Origin of the sequence: Microcoleus sp. D2_18a_B4 (assembly GCF_036702475.1) — a bacterium.
GTDB lineage: Bacteria > Cyanobacteriota > Cyanobacteriia > Cyanobacteriales > Microcoleaceae > Microcoleus.
In genome coordinates this window covers 76572-92435 of record NZ_JAUBTL010000013.1, presented here as the reverse complement: position 1 = coordinate 92435, position 15864 = coordinate 76572, and the positions used below count along the sequence as shown (strand labels likewise).

Here is a 15864-nt window from a genome sequence, read left to right as displayed (position 1 = left end):
CAGAAAGTGGTCAGCTACTTAAAGGAAAAAGGCAAAAGGTAAAAGACAGAAGCCAGGAAAAAATTCTCCCTTCTGCCTTCTACCTTCTACCTTCACAGGCATCAACCTCCCACTTTAAGCTGGATATATCCGCAGGCGGCGATTGGGTTCTTCCCCAAAACTGTGGGATTTCAGGTGATAGTGTTCCACAAGTTCGTGCTGCATTTTGCGGACGTTGGGAGAACGGGGCAGGAGTTCCACCGGCTGTCCCTTCGGAATGACAATTTGCTCCACTGCTAAGCGGGTTTCTTCGAGAGCTTCGAGCTCGTCAGAAGAACCGCTGCGGGCGAATAAAGCGAGGTCTGCCACTTCCGGGGTACCTGGGTCATCCATGTCCAACAGGCGCCGCAAAGCTCTCGCTACGTGGGGAATAGTGGCGGCCTTAATTGTGTGCAGGGGAACTTGGCGAGTTTTGGCCAAGTGCCTCAATTTCGACTGGTTCCGAACGTTCGATCGCAAAGCCAAAACCACGTCAGCACTCTCAATATCCTTCGTCAGCAGCACCGGCAGATTCAGCGTCGAAATCACCTGTTCGAGCTGGTGTCGAGGTATGCCGTAAGGATAAACGTGGAGGGGCAAATCTTCGCCGTTAGGGCCGACATTATGGGAATAGCGTCCGGGGGTGGGTACTGGTTCGACGGACAGGGATTCTTCGAGCAGTTGCTCGAAATACCGAGTCTCAGAAACCGGCGCGCTTTTAGCAGCGAAGTTCTCGCCTTGAGCGGGCATCGGCACCATTTTGCCAGCACTCCGCCACCCTGAGAGCGGTGTGACGGGCCGGATTGCCGATACAGCAGCCGGGCCGCCGGAAGCTGCCATCCCCGGAAACCGGGCGGGGGGAGCGGCTGAGTCGCGCTCGATAATTACTTCTCCTGTCTCGCTGACGCTTCTGATTTGCTGGTTGGGTTCGCGTCCCCGCAGCAGAGTGTCGATCGAATCTGCAACTCGCTCGTGTATTACCCAGCGCTGGCGTTCCAGCATTTCGACGGCTATTTCAAAAGTTGGCGGTGATTTGCGCTCCAAAACCGTCTTTTGAGAACCGCGCCGTCTTGCTTCGTCATCTCCCAGCGTCACCGCTTGGATGCCCCCAATTAAATCGGCCAGAGTCGGGTTTTTCATCAAGTTTTCGAGCCGGTTCCCGTGGGCAGTACCGACCAACTGCACGCCCCTTTCGGCGATCGTCCGAGCCGCCAAAGCTTCGAGCTCCGTGCCGATTTCGTCAATCACGATCACTTCCGGCATATGGTTTTCCACTGCTTCGATCATGACTTGGTGCTGGAGTTCGGGGCGGGAAACTTGCATTCTGCGAGCTCTGCCGATCGCTGGGTGGGGAATATCTCCATCTCCGGCAATTTCGTTGGAGGTGTCGATGATTACCACCCGTTTTTCCAAGTCATCGGCGAGCACGCGGGCAATTTCGCGCAGGGCCGTGGTTTTACCGACTCCGGGGCGGCCGAGCATCAAAATTGACTGACCGGTTTCCACCAAATCGCGGATAATGCCGATCGTCCCGAACACAGCGCGGCCCACCCTCAACGTCAAGCCGATAATCTCGCCGCTGCGGTTGCGAAGGGCGCTAATTCGGTGCAGGGTTTGCTCGATACCGGCTCGGTTGTCGCCGCCGAAGTGGCCGACTCGCTCGATGCAATAGTTGATGTGTGCCTTGGAAACCGGCGTTTGGGAAAGAGGTTCGGCCAAGGATGGAAAACGAGCTTCTGGTTGGCGGCCCAAATCCATGACAATCTCAATGAGATTGTTGCGCTGCGGGTGCTGCTCTAAGGGCTGCCGGATCTCATCTGGCACGATGTCTAATAATCTGTTGAGGTCGTCTGTAATCTGCATTCGCCTCGATGTGTTCGGTGACTTTTTCAACTTTTTAGTCAGTTGTCAGTTGTCAGTTGTCAGTTGCCAGTTGCCAGTTGTTTTTTACTTGTAACTAATGACTAATGACTAATGACTAATGACTAATGACTAAATTTCTTTGAGCTGGGAAACTAGAGAACAAGCTAAACTCACGGCCTGTGAGAGAAGTTCTGGGACGGCTTCGAGCTGAGGTAGCCGAGATGTTTGAACTCCGGCTGCTGACCGCGCGACTGCCACCGGAACGGCATAGGCTCGATCGGTCTGCATTGTTTCTAATTGTTCTAAAACTGGCGATAGCAAAACCCTGGCATAGCTGCCGTAAGCTACACCTGCAATGTATGGGACAGGGGGAACTGACAAATTTTTCCCGGCATCCTTCATCAGTCCCTCGGCTCTCAACTTGCTGACAGTGTGAGCATTAGTGCCGCCTGCAAGTTGCACGTATCCCGGCAACTGGGCAGCCAAAACTTTTTGACCGAGTTTGACCGCGGCTCTAGTAGTTCCTGTTCCGATATCTCCGCTCATTGGCCTACCGTCCGTTTGCCAAATTAGGGGACAAGGGAGGGGGGAAATTATTTGATACAGTGTCCGCAAATAATCAATCAAACCGTCTCCATCGGGGCAACTAATTGCTATTACCTTGAGTTGAGCGACCCAGGGAGCTATGCTCGACCAAAGTCGCGCAAAATCTGCCTCTCTGCCTACTTGCGTGTGAATTTCTAGGGCATCCGCACCGGATTGCAAGATTAAAGGTGCGATCGCGGCGGGAGCAGACACGTAAGAACGAGTATAAATCAGTTGGCTCGGACAAATCGGCAGACAGCGACCGCAGCCATAGCATTGCTGGTCTATCACCCCGGAAAAACCACTGCCAGCACTCTGAAAAACTATTGCTTCGGCTGGACATATTTTTTCGCACGGCCGCCAGCAGTCCACCGGACAATCGGCTGGGTTGAATTCGGCTTTGCGAAAATGCGGGTCTTCCCCATCGTTTAAACTCACCATCAGCAACGGCAACCCTTTGCCGCCAAACCTGCGGTTTTGAGTTCTTGCCTGTAAGTCGCTGGCCACTTGTAGGGCTTCTTTCGCTGCGGCGACGGCGGCGGGATCTGCCGCGACATCGATACAGTCAGCGCCTGCTAAGGTGTAAGCCAAGGTGAGATTCCGTACAGCAGGCAGGTGTTGAAAGCTCGCCCCACAGATCAGCTTGAACCAATGGCCATCTTTTAATGAGTTTAGGGGATGATAATGTTCTGTCACCCTTATATGCTAATCCTTTGAGCTGAAAATTACTATGTGAAAATTTCTACTTAATTTTAAAATTTAGGCTGATACAAGCTGGAAACGCTACTGATAGCAGTAGCTGTGGCGCTGTTGGCTCTATATGTAGAGTTCTGCCTTAATTTTTTTTCCTAAATTTGATTTTTTGGAGAGCGACTGCTAAGGCGGGATTTGGAGATGGGGCGATCGGCTTTAGTTACACACAGACTCTCTATAGTATCATAGTTTGGTGCATTTGGCAAGGAAAAAGTAGGCTAGAGATTTTTTTTGAAGTGGTCGTGCAGTGGCAGTTCCCATAAAGTTCGATCGAGCATGGAAACCCATCGACCAACCGCAGATGAACTGTCTACTCCCTTACTAGAAGCTAAATTCATCTGGGTTAATCGGCGATTCAACGAGCTATACTACTTGCTCAGCCGCTTGTAAACCGTAGCCAAAGCATGGCTATCCCCCACATTTCCCGGAAACAAAACAACTGGTAAATTGGGAAACAGAGGATGGTTGGCCTCGGTTTTTACCACCGAACAACCTGCGATAATTTGACCAATTTGCCTGACACTTTTGAGCGCCAAACCTGTACTCAAAACATCATTAGAAGTAATGCCGCCCTTGCTAATCAAAAACCCGATATCGGCAGGCAGTCCCCGCACGATATCCATCAATAAAGCAGAAACCGCCTCTCCAAATTTTAACCGGACTTCGGTATTTTCAAATTCGAGTTCCTTGCGGCTGGTATAAATTACAGGCGTTTTGCCATCGGCATGAGAATTGCGGGCTTTTTCGAGAATTTCATCGAGCAGTTGGGTGCGATACTCTGGTGAATCTTCTAACAAGTGAGAGACATCTATTTCAATGCTAACTATATTGGGTTCTTTTAACAAGCGCTCCAATTGTTCAGTAGTTTTCTTAACGTGGGAACCAACTATTACGGCACCGGGTTTGCCGCCCCTGACGTATTTTGCCATTTCGTCGGCTGCTACTGGCTGCGGGCCGAGGTCAGCTAAGGATGTTAAAATACTCGCCGCGCTGCGGAATAAAAACTTTTTGCCTTGACTGACTGCATTGAGAATGTGTTTGGCAAATGTGTCTAAATCGCCTTGGCTTTGGCCGTCAACAACCGCACATTGGTTGTCTGTCATATCCATCAGTCGATCTAAACTTCCGTAGCGAATGTCTCCGAGTAAAATGCGATCGACTGCATCAGCGGGGATGCGACCTTTGGTTTTTTCTTCTACATAGTCTGGCAGGTAACTGTGACTGTACCCGAAGACTGAATCTTTGGCAAATTCGGTTTCGTGTACTGGTGTCGGGACACTGTTAACTATTAGGTAGTGCACGCTGTGGCGGGTAATTCTGCCTCCTTCAAAAAAGGCGGGAATTAGGAAATGGGCGTCGAAGGGGCCGAGTTCTTCGGCGATCGCGTCGGTTTCGATGGGATAGTGACCGCGCAGGGTAGAATCGGAACGGCTAACTATTAGGAAGTCTTCGATTTTTTCGCTGGCGATCGCCCTTTTTAGATTTTGGCACACTTCGCGGGTGACGGAGGCTGCTTTTTCGGGAGTTAGCGATCGAGTATTTGTCAGTATGAAGAAAATCGGGCACTTGTCCCGCAGCCCCAAACGCAGGGTGTCTTCGTCCCAACGTGTCAGAAGCAAGCAACTGTGCACGGTTTGAGAACCTGTCGGATCGTCGTCGAGAACTATAATCTTGGGTTTGGCAGAAGACATACTGACCTGGTTGTTAACGTCACCTTTCCAAGATATCCTTACCTGTTACGTAACAGGAAAAAATTTACAATAGTTGTCAATCACCCGGCACCGATCGGATTACCGATACAGTGCGGGCACAGAAATTGCCTAGTTGACCAGTCTCAGTGGTTCGCCCACTACGTTTAAGGCAAGTGTTCAAGTACCTACCCGAAGATGCGTGCTAGTTTTCGGCCCTAGAAATCAGAAGTTAAACAGGTGTAAGGGTTAAGCCAGTGCTTTTGATATAGTTACCGACCTTAAACATTGACAAAGCAAACATTACCCCGCGAGGGAGGACTTCAATGTCTAATTTTGTTTTTGTACTTGATGCCAAAAAGCGACCGCTCAATCCAATCCACCCAGGATTGGCGCGTAAATTGTTAAACAATGGCAAAGCTGCTGTTTTTAGAAGGTATCCATTCATAATTATTCTCAAGGTAGAGGTGACACTACCGCAAGAACCAATCACACTCAAAATAGATCCAGGCTCTCGAATTACGGGAATTGCATTAGTGCAAGGAGAGAACGTAATTTTTGGCGCAGAGATAACACACCGAGGTCAAACTATTAAAGCCAGTCTTGAATCTCGTCGTTCATTGCGTAGAGGGAGAAGAAACCGCCATACCCGCTATCGTCGGGCCAGATTTTTAAACAGGACTCGCCCTAAAGGTTGGTTAGCTCCGAGCTTGCAGCATCGCGTCGAGACAACTCTAACTTGGGTGACTAAGTTAATAAAACTTGCCCCCATTACTTCTATTGCTCAAGAACTTGTCCGGTTCGATTTGCAGCAACTAGAGAATCCAGAAATTAGTGGAACCGAGTACCAACAAGGCGTTTTGCATGGCTACGAGATCCGCGAATACTTGCTCAACAAATGGGACAGAAAGTGCGCTTACTGTGGCGTTACTGATACAGCCCTACAAGTCGAACATATTCATCCCAAAGCCAAAGGCGGATCTAATCGCATTTCTAATCTTTGTCTTGCTTGCGAAAAATGCAATATCAAGAAAGGAAGTCAAGATATTGAGCAGTTTCTCTCGAAAAAACATGAGATTTTGAAACGGATTTTGTCTCAAGCAAAACGTCCTTTAAAAGATGCAGCAGCAGTTAATTCGACTCGCTGGGCCTTATTTAATCGGCTTCGTAGGACTGGATTCCCTGTTTCTACTGGTAGTGGTGGGTTAACGAAGTTCAACCGCACTCGATTGAATTTAGCTAAAACTCATTGGCTAGATGCAGCTTGCGTCGGGAGCATTGTATCGTTGAAAGTTTTAACAAACAAACCGTTGCTAATTAAAGCAACTGGACACGGGACACGCCAAATGTGCCGTACCGACAAATTTGGTTTCCCATCTCGTTATGTTCCCCGGTTTAAGTTTGTCAAAGGTTTTCAAACGGGAGATATCGTCAAAGCAGTCGTTACCTCTGGCAAAAAAATTGGTACATACGTTGGACGTGTTGCCGTAAGAACGAGTGGCTCATTCAATATTTCCGCATCCGAATTGGTGTCGGGAATTAGCTACAAATATTGTTCAATTATTCACAGAAAGGATGGTTATTCGTATGCAGCATAGACATTGCCCCCCTTGGACTCTCACCGCTGACCTGGGTACAGGTACAGCGGGAGTCTCCAAGGGGGAAGACAGATGATATTTGTTTCACAATTCTCATAACTTATAATTTGGAGAATGTGTTTGAGTTCGATCGGTTCAGTAAGCTGCATAGTGCTACTGGGTAAGAGGCGCACGCAGCCTTGCACGCTACTAACTTTTGCCATTTTTAAAATTAGCAGCGTTTCGCTCTTGCAACTTTTTCATTTCTGCTTGAACTCCCACGGCTACCTGCAAAGCTTCGTTGAGCAATCGTCCTTGTTCGCTGGCTCGATCGCTAATTTGCAGGGCATTCAAAGTTCTCAAATTATTGGCAAACAATTCGGAGTTAGTAGCGACAAATTTTTTGTTTTCCCTGAGAATTCTTTCGGTTTTCAACGCTCGAACTAAATCGTCTCTGATTAGCTGCAAGGCTTGAATGACTTTTGCCCGATCGCCGATTTTGACTTCCGCATTGCCAGCATCTTCTATCCGATCATTAATGGCGATCGCTTGGATTATACCATTATAGCGATCCACATCATCAAAAAGATTGATTAAATCTTTGTTTTGCCGACTGCATCGAATTTTCCACGCATCCTCAAGGATTAAACCGAGTATCGCAACCAAGTGGAGGGCGAACCACAACAAATAAGCTCTAGGAAATATCGCAACCAGCAGCCAACAACTGATTAGAAGCAAAACAATTAAACCGACAGTTTTCAAAGCTTCGCGAGCAAACTTAGTCGCTGTCGGCGGCCGGTATACGCGATCGGGCCCCGCGCCTGTGAGGTGCTTGAGCTCACCGACAGTAATTTCTAATCCCTGAATGTCAGCTCGCATAAATCTTCACAAATATTTCTTAATTATAAAGTTTTGTAGTAGAACAAGGGGCTCGTCTACAATAAACCTAACACTTTTTTCAACCAAAACTGCACTATGTCCGCACGTCCTATATACCTCGACAACCACGCCACAACCCCCGTAGATCCACGGGTACTTGATGCGATGCTGCCGTATTTCACCGAACAATTCGGCAACGCAGCCAGCATCAACCACGTCTACGGCTGGGAAGCAGAAGCAGCAGTAAAACAGTCACGACAAATCATAGCAGAAGCGATCAACGCCTCCCCAGAAGAAATTGTTTTTACCAGCGGCGCCAGCGAAGCAAATAACTTAGCGATCAAAGGTATCGCCGAAGCTTATTTCAGTAAAGGAAAGCACATTATCACAGTAAAAACCGAACACAATGCAATTCTCGACCCCTGTACCTATTTGCAAAAATTGGGGTTTGACATTACTGTTTTACCAGTGAAAAGCGACGGGCTGATTGATATAGGCGATTTGATCAAAGCGATTCGGGCCGAGACAATTTTAGTTTCAGTGATGACAGCTAACAACGAAATTGGCGTCATTCAGCCGATCGCAGAAATTGCAGCAATTTGTCGCGGAAATGACATTCTTTTTCACACAGATGCGGCACAGGCGATCGGCAAAATTCCCCTCGACGTAGAGGAGATGAATATCGATCTAATGTCCTTGACAGCCCACAAAATCTACGGGCCAAAAGGCATCGGTGCTCTCTACGTGCGCCGCAACAAACCGAGAGTGCAGCTAGCGCCGCAAATGCACGGAGGAGGCCACGAAAGGGGAATGCGATCGGGAACTCTCTACCCACCGCAAATAGTTGGGTTTGCCAAAGCAGTAGAATTGGCAATTGCGGAAATGGAGTCGGAAACAGAACGAGTGGTTAATTTGCGGCAGCGTTTGTGGGAAAACTTGAGTGAATTGGGCGATGTTTTTCTCAACGGTCATGCTACTAAGAGATTGCCGGGGAATCTCAATATTAGTGTAGCCGGGGTTGACGGTCAAGCGTTGATGTTGGGTTTGCAACCGGCGGCGGCAGTTTCTTCGGGATCTGCTTGCACTTCGGCGAAAATATCTCCATCTCATGTTTTAGCAGCGATCGGGCGATCGGACAAATTAGCTTATGCTTCAATTCGGTTCGGTATTGGCCGGTTCAATACCGAAGCAGAAATAGATGCAGTTTCCGAACACGCGATCGCAACTATTACATCTCTCCGACAAGCTCAAAAAGTAATGAGTTAGCAAGTAGTTTTGAGTTTTGAGTTTTGAATTATTTAACTTAAAACTCAAAACTTTCCCTCTTTTTCTAGTTGGCGCAGGCGGACTTTGGTTTTGTAGGATCGATTTCAATCACCGAGTATAATTTGGATCAACCCCTTATTTAGAACCAAACACCTCGCGCACCCGATAAATCGGTTTTCCCTGCGACTCGTGATAAGTCCGCATCATCACTTCCGCCAACAAACCAAAACAAAATAACTGCACGCCAGTTAACAGCAAAACCACAGCCAAAATCAGCAAAGGACGATTGCCAATACTTTGACCAAAAGCAAATTTCAGGAAAGTCAAATAAATTCCTAAAACCGTTCCCAACGTCATAGAACTCAGTCCCAAAAGTCCAAAAACGTGCATCGGTCGAGTCAGGAACTTTTTCATAAAAGAAATAGTTAACAAATCCATCAACACGCGAAAAGTCCGCCAAATTCCGTACTTACTTTGACCGAAACGGCGGGCGTGGTGTCGCACCGGAAGTTCTGCAATTCTCGCCCCTTCAATAAACGCCAAAGCTGGCAAAAAGCGGTGCAATTCCCCGTAGAGATTCAAGTCTGCTGCCAACTCGGATTTATAAGCTTTCAAAGAACAGCCGTAGTCGTGCAAAGTTACGCCTGTAACGCGACCAATCAGCCAGTTCGCAATTTTAGAAGGAATCAACCTACTAATAGTATTATCCTGCCTATTTTTCCGCCAGCCGCTAACTAAATCGTAGCCTTCATCTAACTTGGCCAACAATAGCGGAATATCAGCCGGATCATTTTGCAAATCGCCGTCTAGGGTAACAATAGCACGGCCGCGAGCGCGATCGAAACCTGCCGACATGGCAGCAGTTTGCCCGTAATTGCGGCGCAAAATTACAGCACAAAGGTCATCGCGAGTGCTGGCTAACTGCTGGAGAAGTTCACCAGAACCGTCCTTAGAACCGTCATCTACACAAATAATTTGATAGCTGAGTCCAGAGGGTTGGATAGAAGAGGCGATCGCCTCAATCAAATGAGGCAAACTTTCCACCTCATTATACACCGGCACCACCACTGAAACGTCGAGAACAACCTCAGCGCCAGCCTGCTGTGCAGCCAATTTTTCCAAAAATAATGCAGCGTCCATTTTTTTATTCGATAATATCAACAGTCAACCGTCAACAGTCAACCGTCAACAACTCACTAGGTTGATAACTTGCCACAACTTTACCATATCCCCGCAATTGCTGGTAATAAGCTTGACTGACTAGATCGCCATCCTCCGACAAAACATCGATACCGATACCGTTGCGACCTTGTGCTTGTCCCGAACTGTGAATGTAGCGATTATCTCCGAGATACAATCCTACGTGAGTGGCTTTTTCGGGCGTACCAAAAAATACTAAATCCCCCGGTTCTAAAGCACTGATACTAACAGGTTTAGTAAAAGCTTCCTGCTGATAAGCATCCCTCGGCAACCAGATGCCCGCAGCCACAAACGCCGCTTGCATCAAGCCCGAACAATCATAATTCGGCCCGACTGTACCGCCCCAAAGATAATAATTGGATTGGTTCATAGCCTCGCGAGCGAAAGTAATTACAATTGGTAATTTTTCCTTGATTTGGGCCTCAGAAAGCACCAGAGGATGATACACTGTTTCTGCCCGATCGAGCAACTCGACATCTCGAATATCCAGCCATCCAGGATAATCATCTTCGCACAGCCGCACCATCACAGCCGTTGTATCCCCCTCAACAACCGAGTCTATGCCATTTGTCATCCCCTTGATAAGGGGGGGCTGGGGGGGGTCAACTACTCGCAAATGCCGCCCCAGGGCTGCTTGAGTGGCCAATCGATCGCACTTTGGGGAATCGTAAATATTTATGTGCGATCGGGCTCGGTACTCCTGAACATCAGATAATTGATAATTGGCCATTGCTAATTGCTCATTGTTTGCTGTTAATTGTTCGCATTTATTGTTCGCATTTAACGATAGATTGCCATTAGCTGCTAGCCGTTAACCGTTAACCGTCAGCCATTAACCATGACATTTTTTCACAAAGACGAACAATTAGAAAACCTCGGCAGTAGCATTATAGACTCCGCATTGTCAGAATTTACAGGATTAAGTGGCGATCGTACAGCCATTACCTGGATAGTCTACGATCCGCCGGTGCGAGTCAATACAGGCGGTGCCCTGAGTCCAGAAGAATTTTGGAAATATCAACCGCGAGGTTTTAGCGCTAGAGCTTCCGAACGAATTTATCCAGCCAGCATCGTCAAATTATTCTACCTCGTTGCCATCTGGGAATGGGCGCAAAAAGGCATGATTCAAACATCGCCAGAATTAGAACGCGCCGTCCGAGATATGATAGTTGATTCCAGCAACGACGCCACCAGTTTAGTAGTAGACGCGCTCACCGGCACCACCAGCGGCCCAGAATTATCACCAGGCCCCTTTGAAAGTTGGAAACAGCAGCGAAACATCGTCAACCGTTACTTTCAATCATTGGATTGGCCGGAATTACAAAATATTAACGCCAATCAAAAAACCTGGTGTGACGGCCCCTACGGTCGCGAGCGAGCATTTGTGGGAGAATTAATGGAAAATAGAAATATGCTGACCACAAATGCAGCGGCGCGTTTGCTGCACAGTATAATCGGCGGCGTAGCTGTTTCTGCCAAAGCATCGCAAGAAATGATGGGTTTAATGAAACGCAGTTTAGACCCAGCAGAATTAGAGGCAGATCCTGAAAATCAAGTTACAGGTTTTTTAGGCGGCGGATTGCCAGAATCAGCAAAATTGTGGTCAAAAGCGGGACTGACAAGTCAAGTGCGTCACGATGCTGCTTATATTGAAATATCGGGCTTGCGACCGTATTTGTTGGTTGTATTTACCGAGGGGAAAGAGAATAGCAAGAATGAAGAGATTTTGCCATTTATATCGCGGCAATTTGTCGAAGCGATGAAGACACTGAATTAGATTTAGTAGTTGATTATTGCGGCTAGACTAGACTTGAACTGCAAAAATAATTTGGACGGGCTAGAAGCCCATCCCACAAAATTTTCTTGTGGGATGGGCTTCTAGCCCGTCCAAAAATTTGATTAAAAGGAATTTTTTCCTAGAAGCTCTAAAACGGAGAGGGAGGGATTTGAACCCTCGAAGGATGTTAACACCCTTAACAGATTAGCAATCTGCCGCTTTCGACCACTCAGCCACCTCTCCAAGATGACAGTAACTAACTATAGCACACACATCTTCTTCTTGCCAACCCCTAATTTAAAAATTCCTCAATCCCTTACTCTGTATGCTTTCCGCCGAAGGAAAAAGGCAGATGTTACCCAAAATCCGCCTCTGACCCAACTCCCGACTCGAAAGCTATTCCCCAAAGCCCCTAGCCTTCAAGTGCTTTTGCCAACTAAAATTGGAACTCAAAAAGAACCTCTTAGTATACAAATACCCCAAGCGGTACAGGTGAGCCTTGCGATCGCCATCGAGATTAAAGTCCGTCGTCGTCACCCCAGCATCAGTCACATCAATATTAATCACCCTGCCCTTATCCATTTCTCGCTGGTGATAGCGGTCTCTTGCTTTCATCATCGTTCTGAACATCGCCGCCAGCATCGACAGGGGAGTATCAATCTTAGCTTTAGTCTCAATTCCGGTATCGACTAATCGAAACCCAAAGGTAAACCAGCGCGGCATAGCAGGAGTCGAACCGACGGATTGTTTGTCATAAATCCACAGGGGGAAATTGCTCAAAATTCCGCCATCTACAATTAAGTCATCGCCGAGTTTTCCCGGTTCAAAAAATAGCGGAATACTCATCGACAACCGAACGGCTTCAGCCACGCTAAAATCTTCAGCGCTTTTGAGTCGCAACTGCTCGTACAAAGGATCGGAATCCGTCGATTCGCGTCGGTGTAAGTCGTCGGGCAGCACCAACATTTCACCGCGACTGAGGTTGGATACTACTACTTTTAATTCCCGGTCTTTTACGATTTGTTTGACATCGGCAAAAGTGTGCAAGTTACCTCGACCGAGCATTGCTTCCAGCCACTGCCGGAACGGTTGCGCCGAATATTCTCCCATCTGACGGCTAACTGTTAGGAAAAGCAGCGTCCAAGCCGGAGATTGCAAGTCGTCGGCGGGGTCGCCGTTTAAAATTAGAGGACTGTTTTTTTGAGTTAAAAATATGCTGTAATCGAGCTGTCCTAAAATTTCCTCTAAATCATCTATTGACAAGTCGGTTGCCAATACTGCGGCAGTAATTGCACCTGCCGAAGTGCCGGCCAATTTTCGCCACTGGATGCCCAAATCGCTACAGCACCTGAGTGCTCCTAAAAACGCAACTCCGCGCACGCCGCCGCCTTCAAAAACCCCGTCGGCATAGATTTGACCGTTTTCGTCGGGAGGCGGAAATTTGCTGAGAATTGTTTGTTTTTCGGTGGCGGTGATTCTGACACCTGGTTCTTGCAAAATTTGCTGCGGATACCACTTGCTCATGGAAAATACCTCGGATCAATTGGGGGTTTTAGATTTTAAATTGATATCTATTGTTCTTGATTTTTGTCGGCATCCATTGCCTCTTTGACGTATTGTTGAACTTGCGATCGCACTTGTTCGTAGGCCACCGACGCGCACCAAGGTCGGAGAGATAAAATAGTTGTATCGGGAGTAATCTCGGCTACCAAACAAGTCGGGGGCGGATTCTCCAACACCAGCGGGTGAGAGTGGGCAATTTCTAATAACTCAGCTACAGTTGGACGAATTGGTCGATCGCCAATATCAATCTTCAAGTCTACTCGCCTCGTTCCCATTGCCGTTGTATTTTTCAGTGTACCGTTAAACAACTGATTGTTCGGGACAATAATTTTTATGCGATCGTCTGTTACCACGGTGGTTGAAAAAATCCCGATGCTGTCCACCACTCCCTTAACATCGCCAGCTTCAATCCCATCCCCGACTTCAAAAGGCCGCAAACTAATCAACATTACCCCAGCAGCAAAGTGCGACAAAGTATTTTGCCACGCCAAACCTATCGCCAAACCCGCGGCACCCACCACCGCAACCACGCTGGTAGTTTGAATTCCCAACTGACTCAAAGCGGCGACTACTCCCACTACCAAAATCGTAATTTCAGCAGCTTGAACTAAGAATTTCCGCAGGGTGGCTTCGGTGCGACTCAGTGCTCGGCGAGTCACGCGGCCCGCAAAGCCGATCGCAAATCGCGTAATTAACAAAATGCCGATCGCCCACAGCAGTTGAGGTACAATTTTAAACCCCAATTCTACGAATTTTTTCGAGAATTCTTGGGCTACTTCCAAGGCTTGTGTTCTTTCTGCATTTAGCTGAGAATAGAAGGTTTGGGCTATTGGTAAAAACGTCTGAATAACTGTCATATCAATTGGGAATTGGGAATTGGGAATTGGGCATTGGGAATTGGGAATTGGGCATTGGTAAACGCGGTCGGGAGCATCTCAATGAAAGCAGCAAAGCTCGAAATTGGAATTAGGAGTCAGGAGTCAGGAGTCAGGAGGAAAGAAGAAGAAGGAAGAAGGAAGGAGGAAGAAGGAAGGAACCATAATAAGTGTTTTTACAAATATGAGATGCTCCCACGCGGTCTCAGTCTTATCGCTCACTCCGAGAGTCCGACAGGGGTTAAAAACCCCTGTCTCATAGCTAAAGTCCTCTAAAAGAGGACTAAAGTCGATAATTTTATCCTTCAAACTCTTGAGTCGGTTTAAACTGATATCTTGCACCCTTGTCAGCAACAGGCTTTCCGGCCTGTTCCACAAAATATAAATTTTCTTGTGGAACAGGCCGGAAAGCCTGTTCATAAAAGGCTAATTGAGAATGGTGCAACATATGAGTTTTAAACGACTTTTGCTATGAGGCAGGGGTTTAAACCCCTGCCGGACTACTTTTAATAGTGTACTGCTACGCGGGGCAATCGGTGTTTAAAACCGCAGAGAATTTCCCACGAAATAGTTCCCAAAGTCGCGGCCCAATCGTCAGCACTAATTTGATTTTCCCCATCCTTGCCCAACAGAGTCACCACTTCACCAACTTCTAAATCGGGAATATCCGTTACATCCAGCATTAATTGATCCATCGTCACGGCTCCCACTTGCCGCACGAATTGACCCCTGACTAAAACCTGCATTTTATTAGAAAGATTGCGCGGAATACCATCTGCATAGCCGATACCAATTACGGCAATCTGTGTCTGCCGCTGAGCTATAAATTGATAGCCGTAACTGACTCCGGTTCCTGCTTCAATTGTTTTCACCTGCGTTACCCTAGCTTTTACCTGCATTGCGGGCTTCAAATTGGATCTCGACTGCAAGTGAGGCGCTGGATAAAGACCGTAGGTAGCTAAACCGACCCGCACTAAATCGTAGTGCAAATCCGGGTCAGCGAGGGTGGCTGCTGAGTTTGCCAAGTGGAGGCGAGGGGGGTTAATTCCTGCTATTTTAATTTGCTCGATCGCCTGTTGAAACCGCTGGTGCTGCTCTCTCATAACTGTGGGGTCGGGACTGTCGGCTGTCGCCAAGTGAGAGTAAATGCTGGCTAATTTTAAATTGGGCAACCGATTGACTAATTGCACAAATTCTGTTGCTTCCTGCCAGGGCGTACCCAAGCGAGACATTCCCGTATCCAAGCTAGCGTGAACTGGCAAAGATTGGTTAATGCCTGCGAGAACTTCTGAAAAAATTAGGGCTTGTTTGGTAGTAGCAATAGTGGGCTGCAAGTGCCATTGGGCGATCGCCTTTACCTGTTCCGGTGTATGGGTTGCCCCCAACAGCAAAATCGGCGCTTCTATCCCAGCTTCTCGCAATTCTATTCCTTCGGGAATTGTCGCCACTCCCAGCCAACTAGCACCTGCTTGCAATGCTATTTGACTGACTGCAACAGCACCGTGTCCGTAAGCATCCGCTTTCACAACTGCCATCAGTTCTGTGTGGGGAGATAAGAGCTTTTTAAGCTGTTTTACATTGTGAGTTAAAGCTGCTAAATCGATTTCTACCCAAGCCCGCTGGCATAGTCCCCCGTAACCGTCCCCCAGCAACGTCTGGCGGGATTGTTTTGTCGGTGATTCTGCGGCTGTTTGTTCCCCACTCAACATTGTCGATCGCTCCTACTTGCTTACACCATTAAAAACTGCTCGGAGATTTTACCCTAAGTTTGATTATAATAATATTCTCTCTTTAATCAAAGTTAACTGGTGTATCATAGC

14 protein-coding genes and 1 tRNA gene are annotated in these 15864 nt (G+C 47.6%); 4 read left to right on the top strand and 11 right to left on the bottom strand.

Going from position 1 to position 15864, the window contains the following annotated elements:
• Positions 1 to 114 precede the first annotated feature (114 nt).
• The 3 genes from QUB04_RS10545 to QUB04_RS10535 all read right to left on the bottom strand — a co-directional run bounded on the left by QUB04_RS10545 (position 115) and on the right by QUB04_RS10535 (position 4910).
• Complete coding sequence (locus QUB04_RS10545) at positions 115 to 1881, bottom strand: R3H domain-containing nucleic acid-binding protein (RefSeq protein ID WP_333283948.1); 1767 nt, start codon at positions 1879 to 1881, stop codon at positions 115 to 117.
• Positions 1882 to 2010: 129 nt separating this feature from the next.
• Positions 2011 to 3162 (bottom strand): circadian clock protein LdpA, encoded by a 1152-nt coding sequence (ldpA, locus tag QUB04_RS10540; protein ID WP_333283946.1) that lies wholly within the window; start codon positions 3160 to 3162, stop codon positions 2011 to 2013.
• A 425-nt stretch (positions 3163 to 3587) separates the two neighbouring features.
• On the bottom strand, positions 3588 to 4910 hold the full coding sequence (locus tag QUB04_RS10535) for a four-carbon acid sugar kinase family protein (RefSeq protein WP_333283944.1): 1323 nt from the start codon (positions 4908 to 4910) through the stop codon (positions 3588 to 3590).
• Positions 4911 to 5233: 323 nt separating this feature from the next.
• Here QUB04_RS10535 and iscB point away from each other — a divergent pair, with 323 nt between their 5' ends.
• Positions 5234 to 6505, top strand: a complete 1272-nt coding sequence (gene iscB, locus QUB04_RS10530) for an RNA-guided endonuclease IscB (protein WP_333283942.1) — start codon at positions 5234 to 5236, stop codon at positions 6503 to 6505.
• 189 nt (positions 6506 to 6694) lie between these two features.
• Here iscB and QUB04_RS10525 read toward each other — a convergent pair whose 3' ends face one another.
• Positions 6695 to 7363 carry a hypothetical protein gene (locus tag QUB04_RS10525; RefSeq protein WP_333283940.1) on the bottom strand — a complete coding sequence of 223 codons (669 nt, stop codon included), beginning with the start codon at positions 7361 to 7363 and terminating at the stop codon, positions 6695 to 6697.
• A gap of 96 nt (positions 7364 to 7459) precedes the next feature.
• Between QUB04_RS10525 and QUB04_RS10520 the strand changes: the two genes are divergently transcribed.
• Positions 7460 to 8629, top strand: coding sequence for an IscS subfamily cysteine desulfurase (locus tag QUB04_RS10520; RefSeq protein ID WP_333283938.1), 1170 nt, complete (start codon positions 7460 to 7462; stop codon positions 8627 to 8629).
• Between the two features lie 135 nt (positions 8630 to 8764).
• On the opposite strand, the gene QUB04_RS10515 is transcribed toward QUB04_RS10520, so the two are convergent.
• Both QUB04_RS10515 and QUB04_RS10510 read right to left on the bottom strand, forming a co-directional pair.
• Positions 8765 to 9769, bottom strand: coding sequence for a glycosyltransferase family 2 protein (locus QUB04_RS10515; RefSeq protein WP_333283936.1), 1005 nt, complete (start codon positions 9767 to 9769; stop codon positions 8765 to 8767).
• Between the two features lie 31 nt (positions 9770 to 9800).
• On the bottom strand, positions 9801 to 10559 hold the full coding sequence (locus QUB04_RS10510; RefSeq protein ID WP_333283934.1) for a C40 family peptidase: 759 nt from the start codon (positions 10557 to 10559) through the stop codon (positions 9801 to 9803).
• A 108-nt stretch (positions 10560 to 10667) separates the two neighbouring features.
• Between QUB04_RS10510 and QUB04_RS10505 the strand changes: the two genes are divergently transcribed.
• Positions 10668 to 11606, top strand: coding sequence for a serine hydrolase (locus QUB04_RS10505; RefSeq protein WP_333283932.1), 939 nt, complete (start codon positions 10668 to 10670; stop codon positions 11604 to 11606).
• A gap of 154 nt (positions 11607 to 11760) precedes the next feature.
• On the opposite strand, the gene QUB04_RS10500 is transcribed toward QUB04_RS10505, so the two are convergent.
• The 3 genes from QUB04_RS10500 to QUB04_RS10490 all read right to left on the bottom strand — a co-directional run bounded on the left by QUB04_RS10500 (position 11761) and on the right by QUB04_RS10490 (position 14026).
• Positions 11761 to 11849: transfer RNA gene (locus tag QUB04_RS10500), tRNA-Ser, on the bottom strand.
• A gap of 153 nt (positions 11850 to 12002) precedes the next feature.
• The gene (locus QUB04_RS10495; RefSeq protein ID WP_333283930.1) at positions 12003 to 13130 is read right to left on the bottom strand and encodes a patatin-like phospholipase family protein; all 1128 of its coding nucleotides are present in this window, start codon (positions 13128 to 13130) and stop codon (positions 12003 to 12005) included.
• A 47-nt stretch (positions 13131 to 13177) separates the two neighbouring features.
• Positions 13178 to 14026, bottom strand: coding sequence for a mechanosensitive ion channel family protein (locus QUB04_RS10490; RefSeq protein ID WP_333225227.1), 849 nt, complete (start codon positions 14024 to 14026; stop codon positions 13178 to 13180).
• Positions 14027 to 14107: 81 nt separating this feature from the next.
• Between QUB04_RS10490 and QUB04_RS10485 the strand changes: the two genes are divergently transcribed.
• The gene (locus QUB04_RS10485; protein WP_333283928.1) at positions 14108 to 14320 is read left to right on the top strand and encodes a hypothetical protein; all 213 of its coding nucleotides are present in this window, start codon (positions 14108 to 14110) and stop codon (positions 14318 to 14320) included.
• Positions 14321 to 14342: 22 nt separating this feature from the next.
• On the opposite strand, the gene QUB04_RS10480 is transcribed toward QUB04_RS10485, so the two are convergent.
• Together QUB04_RS10480 and alr are read right to left on the bottom strand one after the other, a co-directional pair.
• Positions 14343 to 14492, bottom strand: coding sequence for a hypothetical protein (locus QUB04_RS10480; RefSeq protein WP_333283927.1), 150 nt, complete (start codon positions 14490 to 14492; stop codon positions 14343 to 14345).
• 58 nt (positions 14493 to 14550) lie between these two features.
• Positions 14551 to 15753 (bottom strand): alanine racemase, encoded by a 1203-nt coding sequence (gene alr, locus QUB04_RS10475; protein ID WP_333283925.1) that lies wholly within the window; start codon positions 15751 to 15753, stop codon positions 14551 to 14553.
• Between the last annotated feature and the right edge of the window lie 111 nt (positions 15754 to 15864).